Below are 20,081 nucleotides of genomic sequence, written 5' to 3' on the forward strand. Positions count from 1 at the left end.
CCCGAGTTGCCCGCGGAGCTGCTGTTCTCCGATGTTGAGCTGCGCGTGCTGGGCGACTTCGCCCAGACCCGGCGCCGCCCCCGTCCTCGACCGGGCCAGCTCGGCGAGGCCGTGCTTTTGGTGGCGAGTCTCGGCGGCTATCTCAACCGCAACCACGACCCGCCGCCTGGACATCAGTTGATGTGGCACGGCTACTCCAAGCTCACCGCCATGGCGATGGCCTACCAGCTCAGAGACGAGATCGAACAATGACCCAGCCCATCCGCAGCATCGCTGGCCTGACAACACTTACGGGTAACGGGCAGGGCTAGTGCTTGCCGGAAGAGCGCCCCAGCGTGAGGAAATTGTCGCTGTCACGCAGCAGGAAAAGGGCCACACAGGCGCCAAGCATCGGAACGCTCGCCAAGAACAGCATGTTGTCGAGAGGGTTCAGTAGCTGCTGCCACGTTGCCGCGACCGAGATGGCATGGACCACGAGGACGAATCCGTAGGTCCAGAAGCGCGCGACGCCCAGCAAGAAGCCTATTTCAATAATGAGCTGGATGACGCCGATCGCGTAGAAAACCGGGGCGTCGAGGCCGCCGAGGTAATAGAAGGATTCAAACACGTTGGCGGCATGGTCCGGGGCGAGCAGCTTGTCCAGGCTCCACATCGCCATCACGACGAACACCGTAACCCGCAGAATGAACAGCGATAGGGCCAGGCGATTACCCATCGTTCGGATCTCCTTCCGGTGAGCGATGCGGCAACGTAAAACGCACTGCCAGGATCAGCCATGCGGGGAATCCCGTAGTAGATCGGCCGCGCATCGGCCCGGTCTTCAGTTGCCCGGCCCGCATGCCGTGTACATCTGGGTCAGGCTGCTCGCGCGCATCGACGAGGCGTTTCCCCGGACGGGCCCTCAGTGCGGGGCCGAGAGGCCGATCATCGCCTTCATCACCGAGGCGATGCCGGTGCGCGCCATCCTGGAGTCCATCGGCGAACCCGCCAACCCGCCCCGTATCGCCCAAACGCGGGGACCACCGCAGTGGGACGAAGACGCCACGGAGCACGCCATCGATGCCAAGGCATGCGCTGCGGGCGATTTCGGCCACCCGGGCTGCCTCCGCTGCTCACAAGGGGCTCCCGTTGGGACTTGACGGTACTCTGGGGCGAAGGAATATTGCGGCGAAAGCGGTTGGTTTTCCTATCCCTATCCCTCGGGGGCGATGACGCCTAAAGAACCGTGCGTCGCCTCCGTGCCGACGCGTTCATGATCAAGCATTACAGAGGGGAACATGGCCGTTACCGGGGGTGACAGCCGGAGCCAGGACACCGTGCTGTGCTATTTCCCCGTGAACACTGGTTTTTGCCGTCGCAGGAACGCGGTCACGGCGTTGCGGAAGTCCTGCGTGGCGGCGCAGTCCTTGAATGCCCGTTCCTCGGCGTCGAGTTGCCCGGGCAGGTCGGTGTCCAAGCTGGAGCGGAGCAGCCGTTTGATGTGGCCCTGGGCAACCGGTGGTCCCGCGGCAAGCCGTTGTGCCAGTTGCCGGATTCTGTTGTCGAGCTGACTGAGGGGCACCACCCGATTGACCAGTCCCAGGGCCTTGGCCTCGTCGGCGTCGATGGTCTCGGAAAGCAGTGCGATTTCCCGCGCGCGGCGCATCCCGACCAGTCGCGGCAGGCTCCAGGAGCCGGAGCAGTCAGGTACGGCGCCGATGTTGGCGTAGGCGAGGTTGAAGCGGGTGTTATCGGCGGCTACCGCCAGGTCGGTGGCCATGGCAACGCTCATGCCTGCGCCGGCCACGGCGCCATGAAGCTGTGCGATGGTGGGCTGAGGCGCCGCCATGAGCTGTTTCATGGCGGCGTGGGCCGGCCGGATGATGGTGTCCACGGCTGCGACCGCGTCGTCACCGGCCTGCTCCATGGCCGCAAGGTCACCACCGGCCAGGAACGACTCCCCGGCCCCGGAGAGGATGATCACCCGCGTGGCGGCGTCCTCGACCACCTCGGCGACGGCCTCGTGAAAGGCCTCCGCCATGGCGCGGTCCATGGCATTGAGGCGCTCCGGCCGGTTGAACCGCAGCGTGGCGATGCCGTCCGCGCGCTCGATTTCCACGATGGAGTTGTCGGTGTCGCTCATGCTGCCTCCAGGGTTGACGCTGATGTTACCGACGAATATAGAATCGACCCATCAGAAAACGCCACGCGTGGCGTCGCCAGTGCTGTAACACTGTCATAACCTGCACCCGCGGGACATGACGGGAGAGGGGTGGTGGAGTCCGAAGATCACCCGCAACAGACAACGGTATCCTCGCCCTGGCAGCCGGCCGCGGCGCGCGACGGCGAACGCCTCCGCAAGCGCGAGGCCGTATTGTTGACGGCAGTGCGCTCGTACAACGAGCACGGCTTCCATGCCACGTCACTGGACCATGTGGCGGGGACGCTGAACATCACCAAACCCACCATCCATAACTATTTCGCCAGCAAGGACGAGATCCTTCTCGAGTGCACGCGCCGTGGGCTGGAGCGGATAAAAGACCCTGGACGGCCGGCAGCGCCGGCGTAACCCCGCCGTTGCACGGCTAGTCGCGCCTGCTGTGTGCGCACGGCGCGTGACCCCGGTCAGTGCGCCGTGCTCAATTCCGTCTGTCGGTGGAGTGACCATGAATATTCTCAATGTCGATGGTGTCAGCCTGGCGTTCGGTGGCGTGCACGCGTTGCGTGACGTCAGCCTGTCCGTGGCGGAGGGCACGATTACCGCAGTGATCGGCCCCAACGGCGCCGGCAAGACGTCGCTGTTCAATGCCATCTCCGGTTTCTACCGGCCCCAGGCGGGACGGGTCTATCTGGAGGGCAGCGATATCTCGCGCACGGGGCCTCCCCGCCGGGCGGCTCTGGGGCTCGGGCGCACGTTCCAGAACATTGCCCTGTTCCGCGGCATGACGGTGATGGACAACGTCAAGCTCGGCGCCCACGTGCGCACCCGCACTGGTCCGCTGGCGGCCATGTTCTACCTGGGCCGTGCGCGACGGGAGGAAGTCCGCATACGCAGCGAGATCGAACGTGAAGTCTTCGACTTCCTGGAGATCGACCACATTCGGCGCAGCCCGGTGGCCGCGCTTCCCTACGGTCTGCAGAAACGCGTGGAGCTGGCGCGTGCACTGGCCATGCGGCCGAAGGTGCTGATGCTGGACGAGCCGGTGGCCGGCATGAACCGCGAGGAAAAGGAGGACATGGCCCGGTTCATCCTCGACGTCAAGGAACAGTGGGGGGTGACCGTGCTGATGGTGGAGCACGACATGGGCATGGTCATGGACATCTGCGATCAGGTCTACGTCCTGAACTTCGGTCAGCGCATCGCCGGTGGCCCGCCGGCGGAGGTGCAGCAGAACCCGGACGTCATCGAGGCGTATCTCGGCGCCGATGACATGACCACGTTGCGCGAACGACTGCGCGGCGACAGGGGGGCGGCCTGATGGACTGGCTTTTCTTCTTCGAGGTGAGCCTCGCCGGCCTCGGCTTTGGTGCGCTTTACGCCCTGACCGCCGTGGCCTTCGTGGTGATCTACAAGGCCACCCGGGTGATCAACCTTGCCATGGGCGAAATGCTCATGCTCGGCGCCTATATGTTCTTCGGCTTCGCCGCGGCACTGGCACTGCCCATCTGGGCAGCGCTGATCCTGGCGCTGGTGGGTGGGGCGCTGCTCGGCCTGATCCTGGAGCGGCTGGTGATCCGCCCCATGCTGGGCGAAAGCCCCATTTCGGTGTTCATGGTCACCATCGGCCTGAGCAGCGTGTTCATCGGTCTGGTGGAAATCATCTGGACCGCGGCTCCCCGTAGTCTGCCGAGCTTTCTCCCGAGTGACCCCATTTTCATCGGCGACGCGTTCGTGGCGCCGAAGACCTTCTGGAGCTTCGTCATTGCCGCGGTGGTGATCGCTGTCTTTCTGGTGCTGTTTCGCTTCTGGCGCGGCGGTGTCGCCCTGCGCGCCACCGCCTCCGACCAGGGGGCGGCCTATGGCATGGGGATCAACGTGCCCATGGTCTACAGCCTGGCCTGGGGGGTGGCGGGCCTGCTGGCCGCCGGCGCCGGGGTGCTGCTCGGCTCCATTGCCGGTATTTCCTCGGAGATGGGTTTCTTCGGTCTCACGGTGCTGGTGGTGGTGATTGTGGGCGGCCTCGACAGCGTGCTGGGTGCCTTGCTGGCCGGATTGCTGATCGGTTGGGTGGAATCCCTGGCGGGGGTCTATCTGGGCGGGGAGTACGAGCACCTGGTGACCTTCATGATCCTCATGGTGGTCCTGTTGCTGAGGCCCTGGGGCCTTTTCGGAACCCGTGAAATCGAGCGACTTTAATCATGCGTATCGGATCGCCGAAGGAAACCTACGCTGCCGACGAGAGCCTGTTCCGCACGCGCACACAGTGGGTCTGGTTCGGGATCCTGCTGCTGTCGCTGGCGCTGTACCCGTTCGTGGCCAACCTCTACTGGCTGTTCCTGGCCTGCCTGATCTGCATCAACATCATCAGCGCGACCGGTCTGAACATTCTCACCGGGTACACCGGGCAGGTCAGTCTCGGCCAGGCGGCGTTCATGGGGGTCGGGGCCTACACTGTCGCGTGGCTGGATAACAACGCCACGACGCCGTTCATCCTCAATCTGCTCGCCGCCGGCGTGATGACCACCCTGGTTGGGCTGGTGGCCGGTTTACCGAGCCTGCGGGTGAAAGGACTGTACTTGGCCATCGCCACCATCGCGGCGTCGTTCATCCTGCAGTTCGTCTTTATCAACTGGGAGAGCGTTACCCGCGGCACCCGTGGCATCAACATCCAGCCACCGCAGCTGTTCGGCATGGAGTTCGACAATCCCGACACCTTCTACTGGCTGGTGGTCCCGGTGACGGTGCTGATGGTGATCCTGGCGGCGAATCTCTTCCGCACCCGGGTGGGGCGGGCGTTCATCGCCGTACGCGATCGGGACATTTCGGCCTCGGTGCTGGGGATCAACCTGCCCCTGTACAAACTCATGAGCTTCGCCATCGCCTCGTTCTATGCGGGCATCGCCGGCGGATTCTATGCGTACTTCTTCGGTTCCATCAATCCCGAGAGCTTCCCGCTGCTCATGTCCATCTTCTTCCTGGCCGCCATCATCGTCGGTGGCCTGGGCACGATCCTGGGGAGCATCCTCGGGGCCGTGTTCATGACATTGACGCCGGAGCTGCTGCGCTACGGTGTCGATGTGCTCGAGCCGTTCGTCCAGGACGCGTCGGCACTGCTGTCGCCGGTGCGCACCCTGGTGTTCGGTCTGCTGATCGTCGGATTTCTGCTCTTCGAGCCCCATGGGCTGGCGGAAATCTGGCGGCGTGTGCGGCGCTTCTTCCATCTGTGGCCGTTCCGTAACTAGTCGTTGCCCTGGGCGACGACAGGAGGGTGTATCCATGACTATGCGAAATCGGACCAGCGAGCTGTTCCTGGGTGTGGCGTCGGGCCTGCTGCTCGGCTTGATGACCGCGGGCAGCGCCATTGCGGATGATCCGGAGGAGGCCGAGGTCGGCGTCGAGGCCGATGTGGAGGATGCCATCGTCATCGGCGGTTCCATTCCCATGACCGGCGTGTTCGCCTTCGCCGGGCTGCAGTTCAATGACGGGTTTCGGGATTTCGTGCAGTGGATCAACGAGGAGCACGGCGGCGTCCAGGGCCGCAAGTTCCGTTACGTCGGCCAGGACACCGGCTACGATCCGGATCAGTCCGTGGGCGTATTCCGGCGCATCACCAGCCGCGAGGACGTGCATTTCTACTTCGGCGACTCCACCGCGTTCTCGCAGACCATAAATTCCGCGCTGAACCGTCAGGACATCCTGATGACCGGCGCCTCGTTCGCCTCCGAACTCAACAACCCGGAGGAGTATCCGCTGCAGTTCCTGCTCGGTCCGGATTACAGCGAGCAGGTGGGCGTTCTTCTCGAGTACATCGCCAACGAGGATCCGGGCGCCCGGGTGGCCTTTGTCTACTCCGATACGGAGTTCGGCCGGGATCCCATCAATGCCAGCGTGGAGCGGGCGGAAGATCTGGGCCTGACCGTTGCGGAGACCATCGTCACCCCGCCGGGGGCGGCGGACATTTCCTCGGCGGCCCTGGAACATCGCCGGGCGCGGCCGGACTACACCATCTTCCACGGCTACATCCTGTCGCCGATCCCGGACTTCATCGAGCGCTCCCGGCAGATGGGCATGGAGACCCGATTCATGGGCACGTACTACACCATGGACCAGGGCATCATCGACGAGATGGGGGACGCGGCGGACGGGTTCATGGGCGTCATGCCTTATCGCTACTACTACGACGAGGAGGCGGACGACTACCCGATCATGCGCACCATCCGTGAGATGAACGACGAGTACCGCGCCACCACCTACATCCAGGCCTGGCTGGTGGGCATGCTGCTGAAGGAGATCGTCAACGCCACCCTGGAGGCAGGGGATGAGCTCACCGGAACCAACATGCGCCGCGCCCTGGACTCCCTGGAGGACATCGATACGGGGGGCGTCATCGGTGTACCGGTGACGTTCCGCGGCAACTCTATCCCCGTGGGGCGCATCTACCGGGCCGACGTGGAGGCGGGCCGCATGGTACCTGTGTCCGACTGGATCGATCTGACCGAGGAGTGACGACGTGGCGGACGACCGGATACTCGAAGTCAGCAACATCGAGGTGGTGTACCACCACACCGTGCAGGTGCTGCGCGGGCTGTCCCTGAATGTGCCGCGCGGCGAGGTGGTCGCCCTGCTGGGCTCCAATGGGGCGGGGAAGTCCACCACCCTGAAGGCCATCGCCAACGTGCTGTTCCTGGAGAACGGCGAGCTGTCTTCGGGTGAAATCCGGTTCCAGGGCGATGTGGTGGGCTCCCGCCCGCCACATCGCCTGGTTCACGACGGGCTTTGCCATGTCATGGAAGGCCGTCGCGTCTTCGAGGATCTGACGGTGGAAGAGAATCTGGTTGCCGCCGGGTATGCGGCGAGCAGCGGCGCCGGCCGAGGCAAGCAGAAGCTGGTGTACGAGTACTTCCCGCAACTGTACTCCCGCCGCCGCTCTCTGGCCGGCTATCTCTCCGGTGGCGAACAGCAGATGCTCGCCATCGGCCGCGGTCTGCTGGGCCAGCCCAGCATGATGCTGCTGGACGAGCCTTCCCTGGGGTTGTCACCCATGCTGGTGGAGGAGATCTTCGGCATTATCGCCCGCATCAACCGCGAGCAGGGCGTGGCCATGCTGCTGGTGGAGCAGAACGCCAACGTGGCCCTGGCCCTGGCCTCCTACGGCTACATCATGGAGTCGGGGCGGGTGGTCATCGACGGCACCCCGGAGAAGCTCATGGCGGACGACGATGTGCGCGAGTTCTACCTGGGCAGTGGTGCCGGGGGCGAGAGCAAGAGCTACCGTGAAGTGAAGCATTACAAGCGCCGCAAGCGCTGGCTGTCCTGACTGGAGAAGGTATGGTGGAACGAGCCGAACTACCCGATCTCACGCTGCCGCAGATGCTGCGCTGGAACGCCCGCCACCGCGGTGACCGGGTGGCCCTGCGGCAGAAGGATTTCGGCATCTGGCACCCCACCACCTGGGCCGAATACTACCAGCGTGCACGCCACTTCGGCCTTGGGCTGCGGGAACTCGGGCTGGCCCCCGGCGGACACTTCGCCATCATCTCCGAGAACCGGATCGAATGGGTGATCGCGCAGATGGGGGCGGGCGTCGTGCGCGGCGTGACCGTCGGTGTGTATCCCACCAGCCCGGCGCCGGAAGTCGCCTACGTGCTGGAACACTCCGACGCCCAGATCGTGCTGTGCGAGGACCAGGAGCAGACCGACAAGGTGCTCGAAGTGCGCGATCAGCTGCCGGCGCTGCGCAAGCTGGTGGTCCCCGAGATGAAGGGGCTGCACAACTACGACGAGCCGGACCTGCTGTCGTTCGACGCCGTGGAGCGCATGGGCGAGGCGGTTGACAAGGAGCAGCCGGAGCTGGCCGAGGAACTGCTGGATGCCCAGGAGTTCAACGACCTGGCGTTGATGATCTACACCTCCGGTTCGACCGGCAAGCCCAAGGGGGCAATGATCAGCTACCGCAACATCCGTGCGACGGCGCCCAGCACCATCGACGGCCTCGGCCTGCGGGAGAGCGACAGTCTGCTATCCTATCTGCCCCTGTGCCACGTGGCCGAGCAGGCAACCACCAATTTCGCGCCCATCTACCTGGGGAGTCTGGTGAACTTCGGCGAGTCCTTGCGCACTGTCCAGGAAGACCTGCGCGAGGTGGCGCCGACCACCTTCCTCGGCGTGCCGCGTATCTGGGAGAAGCTGCACTCCGCCATCCATATCAAGATGCTGGAGAGCGGCCGCCTGCGGCGCTGGTTCTACCATCGCGCGTTGACTGCCTGCGAACCCTTCTGCTACCGGGACTGGTCCCAGCTCGGCATCGGCGATCGTCTGCGCTTCGCGCTGTCGTACCTGCTGGTGTTCCGTGCCCTGCAGAACTTCATCGGGCTACGGCGTGTGCGGGTGGCAGTCACCGGGGCGGCACCCATTGCGCCGGATATCATCCGGTTTTTCCGCATCATCGGCATCCCGCTGCTGGAGGTCTATGGCCAGACCGAGACCACTGGCGTGGTGACGGCCCAGAAGCCCGACCGCATCCGGCCCGGCACCATCGGCGAGGCCACTCCCGGAGTGCAGCTGAAAGTCGCCGATGATGGCGAGCTGCTGGTCGCCGGGGGCATGGTCTTCGAGGGGTACTACAAGAATCCGCAGGCAACCGAGGACACCATCCGCGACGGCTGGCTGCATACCGGGGACGTGGTGGAGATGAAGGACGGCATCGTGCGCATGGTGGACCGCAAGAAGGACATCATGATCACCGCCGGCGGCAAGAACCTCTCGCCCTCGGAGATCGAGAACACCGTCAAGGCAAGCCCCTACATTAAAGAATGCGTTGCCACCGGTGAGGCGCGCAAGTACGTCACCGCACTGATCCAGATCGACTACGACACCGTCGCCAAATGGGCTGAAGAGCACGGTATCGCCTACACCACGTTCCGCAGCCTGGCCGAGAACCCGGAGGTATACACCCTTATCGACAGCGAGGTGCAGAAGGCAAACGAGCAGCTGCCCCGGGTGGCCCAGGTCAAGCGGTTTGCCCTGCTGACCAAGGAGTTGGACCACGACGACGATGAAGTGACTGCGACCATGAAGATCCGTCGCGGCAAGATCTACGAGAAGTACAGCGATCTCATCGAGTCGCTGTACAAGGATGCCGGCGCCGCCTGATCGGCGGCTGGCAATCGGTTGGGGTGGATCGGGGGGTGCATCGAGATGCCCCCCACGATCCTTGATGTACTAGGAAGAAGCCCGCCGGATGGCGGGCTTTCTGTTGATGCTATGGACGCCAAAGGGTCCGCTCCGCCACGCCGATGGCGCGCATGCAGGGGTGGATGCGGCCGAGGCGCAGGCGGCCCTGGGAGATTTCGAAGCCGCGCCCCTCGCCCAGCAGCCTGTTGCTGGCCGGCACGCGGACGTTGTCGTAGACGATTTCGGCATGACCGGGGGGTGCATGGTCTTAACCGAAGGCGGTCAGCGGCCGTTCGATCTTCATGCCCGGCGCGTCCAGGCGGTACCAGGATCATCGACTGCTGCTTGTACTTGGATGCCGATGGATCGCTCTTGCCCATGACAATGGTGATTTTCAGTGGGTCTCCAGGGCACCGGAGGACCACCACTTGCGGCCGTTGATGACGTACTCGTCGCCCTCGCGGGAGACCTCGGTCTCGATGTTGGTGGCGTCGCTGGAGGCCACCCTGGGGCTCGGTCATGGAGAAACACGAGCGGATCTTGCCCTCCAGCAGTGGCTCCAGCCATTGCTTCTTCTGCCCGTCGGTGCCGTATCGGGCCAGCACCTCCTTGTAGCCGGTGTCCGGCGCGGAGCAGCTGAACACTTCCGGGGCAAACGGCGAGCGGCCCATGACCTCGCAAAGCGGGGGCGTACTCCGTGTTGGTCAGCCCGGCGCCGTACTCGCTCTCCGGGAGGAACAGGTTCCACAGCCCCTCGGCCTTGGCCTTCAACTCCTCGGCGATGGGCGGCGGGCTTCGAGCAGGTAGCCCTGCAGGTCGGCGGCCAGGAGGATCACCCCGATCAACGCCCTGATGACCACGGTGATCACTTCCATGGGCGTGCCGAACATGGGCAGCGCCGGGTTGAATACAAAGAAGAGCGGGATGAAATCACTACTGTGCCAACGTTCGGCGCATCCAGTTCCTCGACTCCGAGACCGGCAAGGGCTTGGTGTTTTTGACCAACAACGTCACGCTGCCGGCGCTCACGGTCGCCGAGCTGTACCGCAACCGATGGCAAGTGGAGCTGTTCTTCAAGCGGATCAAGCAACACCTGCGCATCAAGTCGTTCCTCGGCACTTCGGAGAACGCTGTCAAAAGCCAGATCTGGATCGCCGTGTCAGTCTATATCCTCGTCGCGATCATCAAAAAACGGCTCGGAATCCCGGCCAGCCTCTACACAATCCTACAGATCCTGGGCCTGACAGTTTTTGAACGTATGCCGCTAAATCAGGTACTTATTGCAGGCGTTCACAATCATGAAGACGACCCATACTGTAACCAGCTGAATTTATGCGAATAAACATTGGGGCACTAGTGAGCACGAATCCCTCTCGGGCCTGCACACGGCGGAGATATCGGGAGCGATTTGCCCCAAGTGGTGGTCGCAGGTCTAAGTCGGTGTGCTGGTCAGCGACTGTATCACCCCATGGATGCGCGCTCTGACCTTGCGATAATCCACGTCCTGCCAGGCGCGGAGTACCGGCACATACTTGGTATCGCCGCTCGCCTCGATCAGATCGAGCAACCGCCAGATGACTTCCCGGTTCTTATCGCGCAAGCCCTCAACCGCATATGGGGGTTCCTGGGCGCAGAGAGCATCCAGGCGCTGCAGCAACTCGCGTGCATACGTTTCCTTCTCGATCACCCATCCCCGGGGCGTGTAGACCAGCATCGGCAGCCGGTAATCATACTCAATGTCCAGATACCCCTTAGCGATCACCCAGTCGATCCGCGCCAGGATCTGGTTCTCCGACAGCACCCGGTAGTAGCCGTAAACGGGGCTTTGATCCAGCTTCAACTCCACAACGCGCTTGTCTCGCGAGCCCTTAAGAACCTTTGCCAGCATCCTGCGACCGGCGCGCATAATGAGATCGTCGGCACCTCGCAGTATCGCCACGATCTCCTTGCGCGGCAGATCGTCAATGGACTCTGGCTGAAGCTGGTAAGGAACACGATGGACGCGGCGACCCATGGGTCTACCTCCCGACATGGCACGCACTGCGCACGCTGGCAACCATACAGGCTACGATGTTGGCACAAACTCCAATGTCCACCAGGGCGCTGTGGTGTTGCCTCTGCCCCGGTAACAGGGCGCTGGTGTGGCCGGTGGAAGGAATCCCTGGCCCACCGGTCAGTTGCGGCGATGCTGTCCTGACAGACCGGGCAGCATGCAGCGTCAGTGCCTCGATGGCCATCTCCAGGACTCGGAGTTCTTGCACCTTAGCGTCGGCCGCCGCCTCCATCGCAGGTGCCCCGGCTGCGGCGCCAGCCGATCCTCGCGGCCGATGGTCACCAGGGTGACTTCGTCCGGAATTTAGGCGGCGAAGTCGCGGAAGAAGGTCAGCACCTCCCGGGCCTTCTCCGCTGGCCACGCAACCAGCCCGCTGAACACGGTCCGGCCCGCGGGATGGACGTCGAACTCGAAGGACGTGACGATCCCGAAGTTGCCACCGCCCCCGCGCAGCCAGGGGCAGTTCCAGGTCCCGGGCCAGGCTCGAGGCCCGCGCGAATGTCGGCGACGCCGGTACATTGCAAAACCACGACCGGGTGCTGGTCGATGGAGCCGTTCCAGACCTGACGGGCGTCCTCGTATGCAGTGTCCCCGGGAAGGATGATGCGGCCCCGGAACCCCCGCAGCACGGTCGGCGTTCGTCCGGCCCCTTCACACCGCGAAACGGCAGTGTGCCGTTGTTTGAGCGCTTGCGCGTCGCGCAGGCAGGCGACCTCGACAGCGCCTCGGGGCACTCTGTTGCCCGTGAACTAAACTGTAAGTGCCGGCGTAACTGCAAGGTTTTGTCCGCGAGCAGACCATGGTGGTGGCGCCTCTCAGCACGCCGGATCTCCCTCGGCCACGAGGGTTTAGACTTTATTGTCATCCATCCCTGGAAGGAGTCGGTGTCATGTACGTAAAGCCCTTTTTCAATGGGGAGCGTCAGGGCCTGACGCGGCAGACAAAGCCCACGACGAGGTCTCGGTCCCTTAGCAACAATCGCGCTATGCGGCGGGGGGTGGCCTGCATTCTGGCGCTGGGCCTGGGATGGAGCACCTCGGCGGCGGCACAGGGCGGCTCCATCGGCGAGGTCAATTTCGGGGCCGCTTGTGACGAGGCCGTCCAGGCCGACTTCGATCATGCTCTTGGCATGATGCATCACATGATGTATGCGCAAGCCCGGGCCGAGTTCGAGGAGATCGCTGCCTCCGATCCCGATTGCGCCATGGCCTACTGGGGGATTGCCACCACACTGTTCCAACCGCTGTGGGGGACCCGCCCGAGCAGCGAGGAACTCCAGCGCGGATGGAACAAGATTGAGCAGGCGAAAGAGCTGACCAAAACCGAGCGCGAACGTCATCTTATCGAGGCAACGGCGGGGTTTTTCCGCGAGCCCGAGACCGCCGAGTTCGGAACCCGGCTCGAGCGTTGGATCGAAGGCATGGAGCAGGCCTACCAGGCCCATCCGGACGATGCGGACACGGCAGCCCTGTACGCCTTGTCCCGGCTGACTCTGGGCCAGCGGGTCGAGGATCGTGATCCGCTGCACGACGAGGCCGAGGCCATACTGCGGGCGATCCATGAGGAGATCCCCACCCATCCGGGTGCCATTCATTACTCCATTCATGCCACCGACGCGGACGGCCGAGCGGAGAACGCGCTGGACATGGTGGAAGCCTATGGCGAGATCGCCCCGGAAGTGGCGCACGCGTTGCACATGCCCACCCATATCTACGTACGCCTGGGTAGATGGCCCGAAGTCATAGACTGGAACTTGCGCTCGGCGGACGCGGCCCTCAAACATCCGGTCAACGACAGCATCTCGCACCACTACATTCACGCCATGGATTATGTGCTGTATGCCCAGTTGCAGCGCGGCGAGGACGACAAGGCGGCGGCCACCCTCGACGAGGCGTTGAACAAGGGAACGCATCAGGCGTCGTTTGTCAGCGCATTCCATGCGGCAGTCATGCCGGCGCGCTACGCCGTTGAGCGGCACGCGTGGGACGAGGCTGTCGCCCTTGAGCCACGCACGCCCGACTACCTGCCGTGGGACGAGGCGCGCTGGGCGGAAGGGCTGAGCTGGTATGCGCGTGGCCTGGGTGGCGTACACAGCGGTGACCTGGAATTGGCTGGCGAGGCCGAAGAGAGACTCGCCGCGTTGCGCGAGCAGGCCGAGGCGGATGGCGATCAGCACTTCGCGACCTATCTCGAGGTGGACCGGCGGATTCTGGCCGGCTGGATCGCCCATGCTGACGGTGATGCCGACGAGGCCATTGAAATGATGCGCTCGGCCGCCGACCTGGAAGGCCGTGTGGAGAAACATCCGGTGACCCCTGGTGCCCTGGTCCCGCCGCAAGAAGCACTGGGTGATCTGCTGGTGGCGTTGGAACGCCCAGCCGAGGCACTTAAGGCCTATCGGGCATCGCAGCAGACCTGGCCAGAGCGCTACCGCACCTTGTTGGGTGCCGGGAACGCGGCGGCCGCCACCGGTGACGAGCAGGCCGCGGGAGAGTATTTTCGGCGCCTGCTCGAGATTGCCGGTGACTCATCGCGGCCAGGCGTGGTAGAGGCCGGGCAGTTAGATGATCAGTGAGCACCGCCGGGAGGATGTCATGCCTTGACATCCTCCCGGCCCTGAAGGAGGGAGAACCCTACTGCGCAGCCTCCGGCTCTCCCCGGGGGTATGCGGGCATAAGCGCCCATACGATTTGGCCGTCCGACACGGTGTTCGATAGTGGGGAGGGCCAGAGATGCGCGTTGCCGTCTGCTCCTCTCGCCCCACGCCGCCTTGTCTCCACTCGCCCCCCGCCGGATCCACGCCGCATTCTCCATCGTGACGCGATACGAGAGGCATCGCGATGAATTTCAATCGTATGGGGCGGTGAGGTGTAAAAGCAGGCTACGCGGATTTTCTGGCCGATATGGCCTGGGGCACGCTCGTGCTGCTTGCCCTGTCGCTCGTATGCATGTGGGCCGGCTTCTTCCTGACCTGCGGGCGTTGATCGGCGGGCACCTGATGCGTCGTCTCAGGGTCCATAGCACCCTGGCGCTGCTACCTGTTCCTGCGTTCTGGGGTTTCATCGGCCGGGCCATCGTCACTGGCAGCCGTCATTCCGAAGATCAGGAACAAACCAACCGCCAACTCCGTCATGCCTATTCCTCCATTTCCAGTGCGGTGGTGTGTCCCGCCGGATGGCGGAAAACTGCGACGCCCGCGCTGGCGTCCAGGCTCTCGAGGGGCCAGGCGCCAACATATTCCCCACGACGGAGGCGTTCGGTGCGGCCGTTGTGATTCAACACAGCCAGAGCGCTATTGCCTCAGCGGTCGATGGTCAAGAGAGCGCCATCCAGCTCCGGCGCTTCGGGGGGCCTGCTCCAGTCGATCCACTCGCTCGGTGATGGTCGCCAGATCCGCGGCAGAGGCGAGGTCGTCACCGAAGGAGTCTAACTCGTCGGTCGACGCGCGTCGGTCTTGGATTTCCTGCTCCGGAGCGTCGACTCGTTCAGGCTTCGGCTTCGTGTCGAGGGCCGCGCTTTGCCGCTCCCGCTCCTCCTGGAATTGACGTGTGCGATCCAGCAATTGATCGTAATCATCGGCGAGCCCGCGGATCTGGTTGTTCAGACCATCCAGTTCACGGGCCAGGGCCTGGAGGCGCGTCTCCCGTGTGGCGAGCACCGAGCCCGTAACGGCAGCATCGGAATCTGCCGAGCCGGCCGCGCGCCCGGAGTGGAATCCCCCGCCTGCCCAATTGGGACTTGACGGTACTCTTGGGCGAAGGGATATTGCGGCGAAGGCGGTTGGATTTCCTATCCCTCTTTCCCTCTATCCCTCCAGCGACAAGTGCACCCGCGTGCATACCGCCGAGACTGAACTCTCAGTCCGTACGCCCATCAAGCGCTTGGTGGCGCAGCTGGACCCGCAAAAGTTCTGGCAACTCCACCGGCCACAATCTTCAACGTCAGCCAGGTGGCCGCGGTGTACCGGGAATTCGGCGGCCGCCTGTGCCTCAGCCTCAAAGAGCGCCCGGAGCACCTGATGGTCAGCCGCGCGTTCGCGCATCGGATCCGGCAGATGTAGATCCTCGAGGCTCATTTCGCATTATCATTATCTAGGAGCCTCGACTTGGCGAACCCCGGGGAACGGAAAGGTAGGCTCATGCTTTCTATACTCCACGGAACAGTAAGGTCGATTGCCGCAGATGTTAGACACAGCTCACACCTCTGAATTGAGCCCGGCATGTGCCCAACAACCGCGGGACTGAGCACGACCCGTGAAACGCGGGTCGCCATCATCGGCGCCGGATTCTCTGGCCTGGGGATGGCCATACGGCTCAGGCAGGCGGGGATCGACGATTTCCTCGTCCTGGAGCGCGCTGCCGATATAGGTGGCACGTGGCGCGACAACAGCTACCCGGGCTGCGCGGTCGATGTTAAAGCCCATCTGTACTCATTGTCTTTCGCGCCCAACGCGGATTGGACAGAGACCTACGCCTCGCAGCGCGAGATCTGGGACTACATCAAGCGGGTCTGCGCCGAGCACGGCGTTTTGCCGCACGTGCGGCTCGGCGCTGAAGTGAGGTCCGGCCTCTGGGACGACGCCGCGCAGCGTTGGCGTCTGGAGACGTCCACGGGCGTCATCGAGGCACAGTTCCTGGTCTCGGCGATCGGACCGTTGAGTGAACCGGCGCTGCCGGAAACCCCGGGCCTGGAGTCGTTCGAGGGGAGGCTGTTCCACTCGGCCCAGTGGGACCACAACCACGAGCTGAGTGGAAAGCGGGTCGGCGTGATTGGCACGGGCTCGTCAGCCGCGCAGTTCATCCCCAAGATCCAGCCGACGGTTGAGAAACTGACCGTGTTCCAGCGCACGCCTCACTGGACGTTTCCGCGGATGAATCGGCGAATCACCAAACTTGAGCAGATGCTCTACCGTCGATTTCCCGCACTGCAGCGGGCCGTGCGCGCCCGACAATACCTTTACCACGAGTTCCTTGGATTCATGGTGCAGCATTCCCGGCTGCTCGAAGCCGTCGCGATGCTGCGCCTGCGCCTGCACGTCCGGGACCCGGAGCTTCGCACCAAGCTGACGCCGGACTACCGCATGGGCTGTAAGCGAATCGTTGTCAGCGACGATTTCCACCCAGTCCTGATGCAGCCAAATGTGGATGTGGTCACCGAGAAGATCGTGGAGATTTCACCGCGTGGGGTGCTCACCGCCGACGGTGCAGAGCACGCTTTGGATACTCTCATCCTGGGCACCGGCTTTCGCGCGATGCCGGTTGTCGATCCGCTGCGCGGCCGCGACGGCGACACGCTCACCGAACGGTGGAGAGAGGGCCGCTGTGCCTACTACGGCACCACCGTGGCAGGATTCCCGAACTATTTCATGCTGGTTGGGCCGAACACGGCGACCGGGCATACGTCGGTCCTGCTCTATGCGGAGGCGCAGATTGGCTACATCGTGCAGGCGCTACAGTATCTTGAGCGGCACCAGAAAACGTCTCTGGAGGTCGCGGAGAGCGCGCAACGGTTCTTTAATGACCATCTTCGCCGGAAGTTAAAGCGCACCGTGTGGCTCACGGGTGGGTGCAACAGCTGGTATCTCAACGACCCGAACGGGACTTCCGTATTGTGGCCCGGGTACACTTGGTCGTTCCGCAAGGCCCTTCGCCGGTTCGACGCCGAGAACTACGTGCTGCGCGATGCCGCCCGTTGCGTCCAGCCTGGGCATGCCCACAGCACACGAAGGCCATTGGCATCCCAATCGTCCTAGGCACTTGCACTGAGGACAGGATCGCCGCCGACGCCGTCTCGGTTCACGGATTATCATCGGCGCTCTGACCCGCAATGGCTGACCGGCCTTCCATTAGCAATCGGCTACTGACCGGGCGGTAGACGCAACAGTGACTATCAGAATGCACGCCCCTGACAGCCAGGGCAGCCAGCAGGTACTTGCCGCCATCCTCCGGTATAACTTGCGAGTGTTTGTGAAGCCGCTGTTTTACCCCGGAGTGCCTGTATCGGTCTTGCGCTATGGCCTGCGAGTCATGGCCACCACCACGCTGGTTGCCCGGGACGTGCACCGGGATGGGCTCACCGTAGGGGGCGTTCCCGCCGAGCGCTACCGTCGCACCGGCGGCGGGGCCAAAGACAAAGTAGTGCTGTATTTTCACGGTGGCGGCTACTGTGCAGGTAGCCCGTATACCCACCGCAGCCTCACCACCCACCTCGCCCGCGCCAGCGGCGCTACGGTGCTCGCGCTGGATTACCGCGTGGCACCGGAAGCGCCCTACCCCGCTGCAGTGAATGACGCGTTGAGCGCCTACCGGGCCCTGCTGGATGAGGGGGTCAGCAGTGATCAGATCATCATCGCCGGTGACTCCGCCGGCGGCGGGCTCAGCCTGGCCTGCGCGCTGGCAGCACGGAATCACGACCTTCCCGCCGCTGCAGGGCTTGTGCTGCTATCTCACTGGGCGGATATCACGAACAGCGAACGCCCCCATGCGCCCGGGGAAACCCTGCTAACCTGGAAGGGTCTGGATTTGGCCGCTCAACGTTATGCCGGTGAGCAGCGGGCCGAACCGCTCGCCTCCCCCCTACTCGTGGACCTGTCCGGACTGCCCCCAGCGCTGATTATTACCGGCCGTGATGAAATACTGCTCGCTGACTCGCAACGCCTGGCGAGCGCCCTGGAAGATGCGGGCGGCAAGGCAGACCTCCACGTGTACGAGGGCCGCTGGCATTTTTTCCCGATCCATGCCGGCCTGTTGCATGATGCCGACCACGCCATCGGCCAGATGGCGGCGTTTATTGACCAGCCCCGTTAGCGCGTGACTGGCTTGCTATCGCAGCGGCTTTCGGGACGCCGCGAAGAGCAATGTGCATCCTGAGGGTAGACCAAAAGGGAATTTGTTACATTCTTCAATGTTGGATTCCCGAACAACGCTCTCGGCGGGGGACTGGGGCTCTACCGCGACGGTTCCATTATCGGTGCCACTGGCGTTAGCTGAGATACCTCGTGCGCCGACCACATGAGCGGGTGGCGGGTGCGCAACAACCTGGGGCTTGACCAGCTTATCGCCGGGACCGATGCCCGATGCTGGGGCCAGCACCCTTTAGAATGCAGCCCATCGAGGTTTGGCGTCACACTGAAGTCATACGCCTGTGCGGTCATTTTTGGTGCACCACTCCCGCACGTTCTCCGGGTGCCAAGCGGGTGTGATCCCAGCATATCAGCTGGTATGGGCCGCCCTGGTCCCAGGCCCGCTAGATTGCGCGCCTGCGGCGCAGTGTCTCGACGGCGGATTACGCTGCGCTAATCCGTCCTCTACGCCATTCGGTCGCTGTCAAGGCCGGTTTGTGGCGTAGTGCGGTAGGCGAAGCCGTAATGCACCCTCGCCCTCGGGGGGATGGGGTTTGAGAAGGTGGTGTGAGGGGGGCTGTGGCTTGGATGCTCTGGTTGTGCGGCAGGCCGATTTTGGCCGCCCGGGCTGCCTGCGCTGCTCACAAGGGGCTTCCGTTGGGTCTTGACCGTACTCTTGGGCGAAGCAATTTTGCGGCGAAGGCGGTTCGATTTCCTATCCCACGGTGGGCATATGGGGAGGAATGGGGAGGAACTTCGGGCTAGTGTGCCGTCCCACCAACAACTCTACGTGCGGAGCGTTGCAGCGCGGGATGCCGGGACGCGGCCCCCCGCCGGTGTGCTCAGCCCGTGCCGTGGATCAGCGTGCCCACACCGCGATCGGTAAAGAGCTCCAGCAGCACCGCATGCGTGACGCGGCCGTCAATAATGTGGGCCGCCCGCACCCCGTTTTGCACTGCTTCGAGCGCACAGCGGATCTTCGGCAGCATGCCGCCGTGTATGGTGCCATCCTCGATAAGGTCTTCGACGCGCACGGCATCCAAGCCGGTCAACAGGGAGCCGTCCTTGTCCAGCAGGCCCGGGGTGTTGGTGAGCAGGATCAGCTTCTCCGCGCCGAGGACCTCGGCCAGTTTGCCCGCCACCAGGTCGGCGTTGATGTTGTAGCCCCGGCCGTCGTCGCCAACGCCGATCGGTGCGATTACGGGGATGAACTCGCCGGTATCGAGCATGTTCACCACGGAGGCATCGATGCTGACCACCTCGCCCACATGGCCGATGTCGGGCAACTCGCTGTCGCGGGTGTCGGCACCTCGGCCTTCCAGCCTGAGCTGGCGGGCGCGGATCATGCCGCCGTCCTTGCCCGTCAACCCCACGGCGCGGCCGCCCTGGGCATTGATCAGCTGAACAATCTCCTTGTTCACCAGACCACCGAGGACCATCTCCACCACGTCCATGGTCTCGGCATCGGTCACGCGCATACCCTCGATGAAACGGCTTTCCTTGCCGATGCGCGCGAGCAGCTGGCCGATTTGCGGGCCGCCGCCATGGACCACCACCGGATTGAAGCCCACCAGCTTCATAAGCACGATGTCGCGCGCGAAGCTGTGCTTCAGGGCGTCGTCCACCATGGCGTTGCCGCCGAACTTCACCACGATGGTCTTCCCGTGGAAGCGGCGGATGTAGGGCAGCGCCTCGGTGAGGACTTCGGCCACCTCGGCCGGTGTCTTGGTCGTGCTCATGGTTGCCCTGTGTGCTGCTCGACGGCGTCGAACGAGTGTGGTGCGCCGGTGCGCATTCGATTGAACAGTAATCGCCGTCTCAGAACGGCAACTCCAGGCCGGGCCGGGCCTGGAGCAGCAGTTCGCGAAAGCGGG

At 63.8% G+C, this 20,081-nt stretch carries 20 protein-coding genes and 2 pseudogenes; 13 read left to right on the forward strand and 9 right to left on the reverse strand.

Annotated features, from left to right (window positions below):
- Positions 1-252, forward strand: a pseudogene (locus QZT63_RS17120) (transposase); the annotation flags it as partial.
- A gap of 55 nt (positions 253-307) precedes the next feature.
- Here the strand turns inward: QZT63_RS17120 and QZT63_RS17125 are convergent.
- A complete protein-coding gene (locus tag QZT63_RS17125) occupies positions 308-715 on the reverse strand; it encodes a hypothetical protein (RefSeq protein WP_290652848.1) in 408 nt (135 codons plus the stop codon).
- Positions 716-842: 127 nt separating this feature from the next.
- Between QZT63_RS17125 and QZT63_RS17130 the strand changes: the two genes are divergently transcribed.
- Complete coding sequence (locus QZT63_RS17130; protein WP_290652850.1) at positions 843-1,139, forward strand: hypothetical protein; 297 nt, start codon at positions 843-845, stop codon at positions 1,137-1,139.
- Between the two features lie 185 nt (positions 1,140-1,324).
- On the opposite strand, the gene QZT63_RS17135 is transcribed toward QZT63_RS17130, so the two are convergent.
- Positions 1,325-2,122 carry an enoyl-CoA hydratase-related protein gene (locus QZT63_RS17135; protein ID WP_290652852.1) on the reverse strand — a complete coding sequence of 266 codons (798 nt, stop codon included), beginning with the start codon at positions 2,120-2,122 and terminating at the stop codon, positions 1,325-1,327.
- A gap of 132 nt (positions 2,123-2,254) precedes the next feature.
- Between QZT63_RS17135 and QZT63_RS17140 the strand changes: the two genes are divergently transcribed.
- From QZT63_RS17140 to QZT63_RS17170, 7 genes are all read left to right on the forward strand, one after another.
- Complete coding sequence (locus QZT63_RS17140) at positions 2,255-2,548, forward strand: TetR/AcrR family transcriptional regulator (protein ID WP_290652854.1); 294 nt, start codon at positions 2,255-2,257, stop codon at positions 2,546-2,548.
- A 97-nt stretch (positions 2,549-2,645) separates the two neighbouring features.
- Complete coding sequence (locus QZT63_RS17145) at positions 2,646-3,458, forward strand: ABC transporter ATP-binding protein (RefSeq protein WP_290652856.1); 813 nt, start codon at positions 2,646-2,648, stop codon at positions 3,456-3,458.
- Complete coding sequence (locus tag QZT63_RS17150) at positions 3,458-4,336, forward strand: branched-chain amino acid ABC transporter permease (RefSeq protein ID WP_290652858.1); 879 nt, start codon at positions 3,458-3,460, stop codon at positions 4,334-4,336. Before QZT63_RS17145 ends, QZT63_RS17150 begins: the two co-directional genes overlap by 1 nt.
- Before the next feature lie 2 nt (positions 4,337-4,338).
- Positions 4,339-5,382 (forward strand): branched-chain amino acid ABC transporter permease, encoded by a 1,044-nt coding sequence (locus QZT63_RS17155; RefSeq protein ID WP_290652860.1) that lies wholly within the window; start codon positions 4,339-4,341, stop codon positions 5,380-5,382.
- 34 nt (positions 5,383-5,416) lie between these two features.
- The gene (locus QZT63_RS17160) at positions 5,417-6,646 is read left to right on the forward strand and encodes an ABC transporter substrate-binding protein (RefSeq protein WP_290652862.1); all 1,230 of its coding nucleotides are present in this window, start codon (positions 5,417-5,419) and stop codon (positions 6,644-6,646) included.
- A gap of 4 nt (positions 6,647-6,650) precedes the next feature.
- Entirely contained in the window at positions 6,651-7,457 is an 807-nt protein-coding gene (locus QZT63_RS17165; RefSeq protein WP_290652864.1) for an ABC transporter ATP-binding protein, read from the forward strand.
- Positions 7,458-7,468: 11 nt separating this feature from the next.
- Entirely contained in the window at positions 7,469-9,292 is a 1,824-nt protein-coding gene (locus QZT63_RS17170) for an AMP-binding protein (RefSeq protein ID WP_290652866.1), read from the forward strand.
- A 109-nt stretch (positions 9,293-9,401) separates the two neighbouring features.
- On the opposite strand, the gene QZT63_RS17175 is transcribed toward QZT63_RS17170, so the two are convergent.
- The 3 genes from QZT63_RS17175 to QZT63_RS17180 all read right to left on the reverse strand — a co-directional run bounded on the left by QZT63_RS17175 (position 9,402) and on the right by QZT63_RS17180 (position 10,203).
- Positions 9,402-9,533 carry a hypothetical protein gene (locus tag QZT63_RS17175; RefSeq protein ID WP_290652868.1) on the reverse strand — a complete coding sequence of 44 codons (132 nt, stop codon included), beginning with the start codon at positions 9,531-9,533 and terminating at the stop codon, positions 9,402-9,404.
- A 174-nt stretch (positions 9,534-9,707) separates the two neighbouring features.
- Complete coding sequence (locus QZT63_RS20155) at positions 9,708-9,818, reverse strand: acyl-CoA dehydrogenase family protein (RefSeq protein ID WP_366637481.1); 111 nt, start codon at positions 9,816-9,818, stop codon at positions 9,708-9,710.
- A 262-nt stretch (positions 9,819-10,080) separates the two neighbouring features.
- On the reverse strand, positions 10,081-10,203 hold the full coding sequence (locus QZT63_RS17180) for a hypothetical protein (protein ID WP_290652869.1): 123 nt from the start codon (positions 10,201-10,203) through the stop codon (positions 10,081-10,083).
- Positions 10,204-10,259: 56 nt separating this feature from the next.
- Here QZT63_RS17180 and QZT63_RS17185 point away from each other — a divergent pair.
- Positions 10,260-10,655 (forward strand): annotated as a pseudogene (locus QZT63_RS17185) (transposase); the annotation flags it as partial.
- Positions 10,656-10,745: 90 nt separating this feature from the next.
- On the opposite strand, the gene QZT63_RS17190 reads toward QZT63_RS17185, so the two are convergent.
- On the reverse strand, positions 10,746-11,327 hold the full coding sequence (locus QZT63_RS17190; RefSeq protein WP_290652871.1) for an RQC-minor-1 family DNA-binding protein: 582 nt from the start codon (positions 11,325-11,327) through the stop codon (positions 10,746-10,748).
- A gap of 342 nt (positions 11,328-11,669) precedes the next feature.
- Positions 11,670-11,885 carry a hypothetical protein gene (locus tag QZT63_RS17195; RefSeq protein ID WP_290652873.1) on the reverse strand — a complete coding sequence of 72 codons (216 nt, stop codon included), beginning with the start codon at positions 11,883-11,885 and terminating at the stop codon, positions 11,670-11,672.
- Between the two features lie 370 nt (positions 11,886-12,255).
- On the opposite strand from QZT63_RS17195, the gene QZT63_RS17200 reads away from it, so the two are divergent.
- On the forward strand, positions 12,256-13,941 hold the full coding sequence (locus QZT63_RS17200; protein WP_290652875.1) for a tetratricopeptide repeat protein: 1,686 nt from the start codon (positions 12,256-12,258) through the stop codon (positions 13,939-13,941).
- 717 nt (positions 13,942-14,658) lie between these two features.
- Here QZT63_RS17200 and QZT63_RS17205 read toward each other — a convergent pair.
- A complete protein-coding gene (locus QZT63_RS17205) occupies positions 14,659-15,024 on the reverse strand; it encodes a hypothetical protein (protein ID WP_290652876.1) in 366 nt (121 codons plus the stop codon).
- 561 nt (positions 15,025-15,585) lie between these two features.
- On the opposite strand from QZT63_RS17205, the gene QZT63_RS17210 reads away from it, so the two are divergent.
- Positions 15,586-17,118 (forward strand): NAD(P)/FAD-dependent oxidoreductase, encoded by a 1,533-nt coding sequence (locus QZT63_RS17210; RefSeq protein WP_290652878.1) that lies wholly within the window; start codon positions 15,586-15,588, stop codon positions 17,116-17,118.
- 130 nt (positions 17,119-17,248) lie between these two features.
- A complete protein-coding gene (locus tag QZT63_RS17215) occupies positions 17,249-18,172 on the forward strand; it encodes an alpha/beta hydrolase (RefSeq protein WP_290652880.1) in 924 nt (307 codons plus the stop codon).
- Between the two features lie 877 nt (positions 18,173-19,049).
- Here QZT63_RS17215 and argB read toward each other — a convergent pair.
- Complete coding sequence (gene argB / locus QZT63_RS17220; RefSeq protein WP_290652882.1) at positions 19,050-19,946, reverse strand: acetylglutamate kinase; 897 nt, start codon at positions 19,944-19,946, stop codon at positions 19,050-19,052.
- Positions 19,947-20,081: the final 135 nt, after the last annotated feature.

It is taken from the genome of Aquisalimonas sp. (assembly GCF_007120195.1).
Lineage (GTDB): Bacteria > Pseudomonadota > Gammaproteobacteria > Nitrococcales > Aquisalimonadaceae > Aquisalimonas.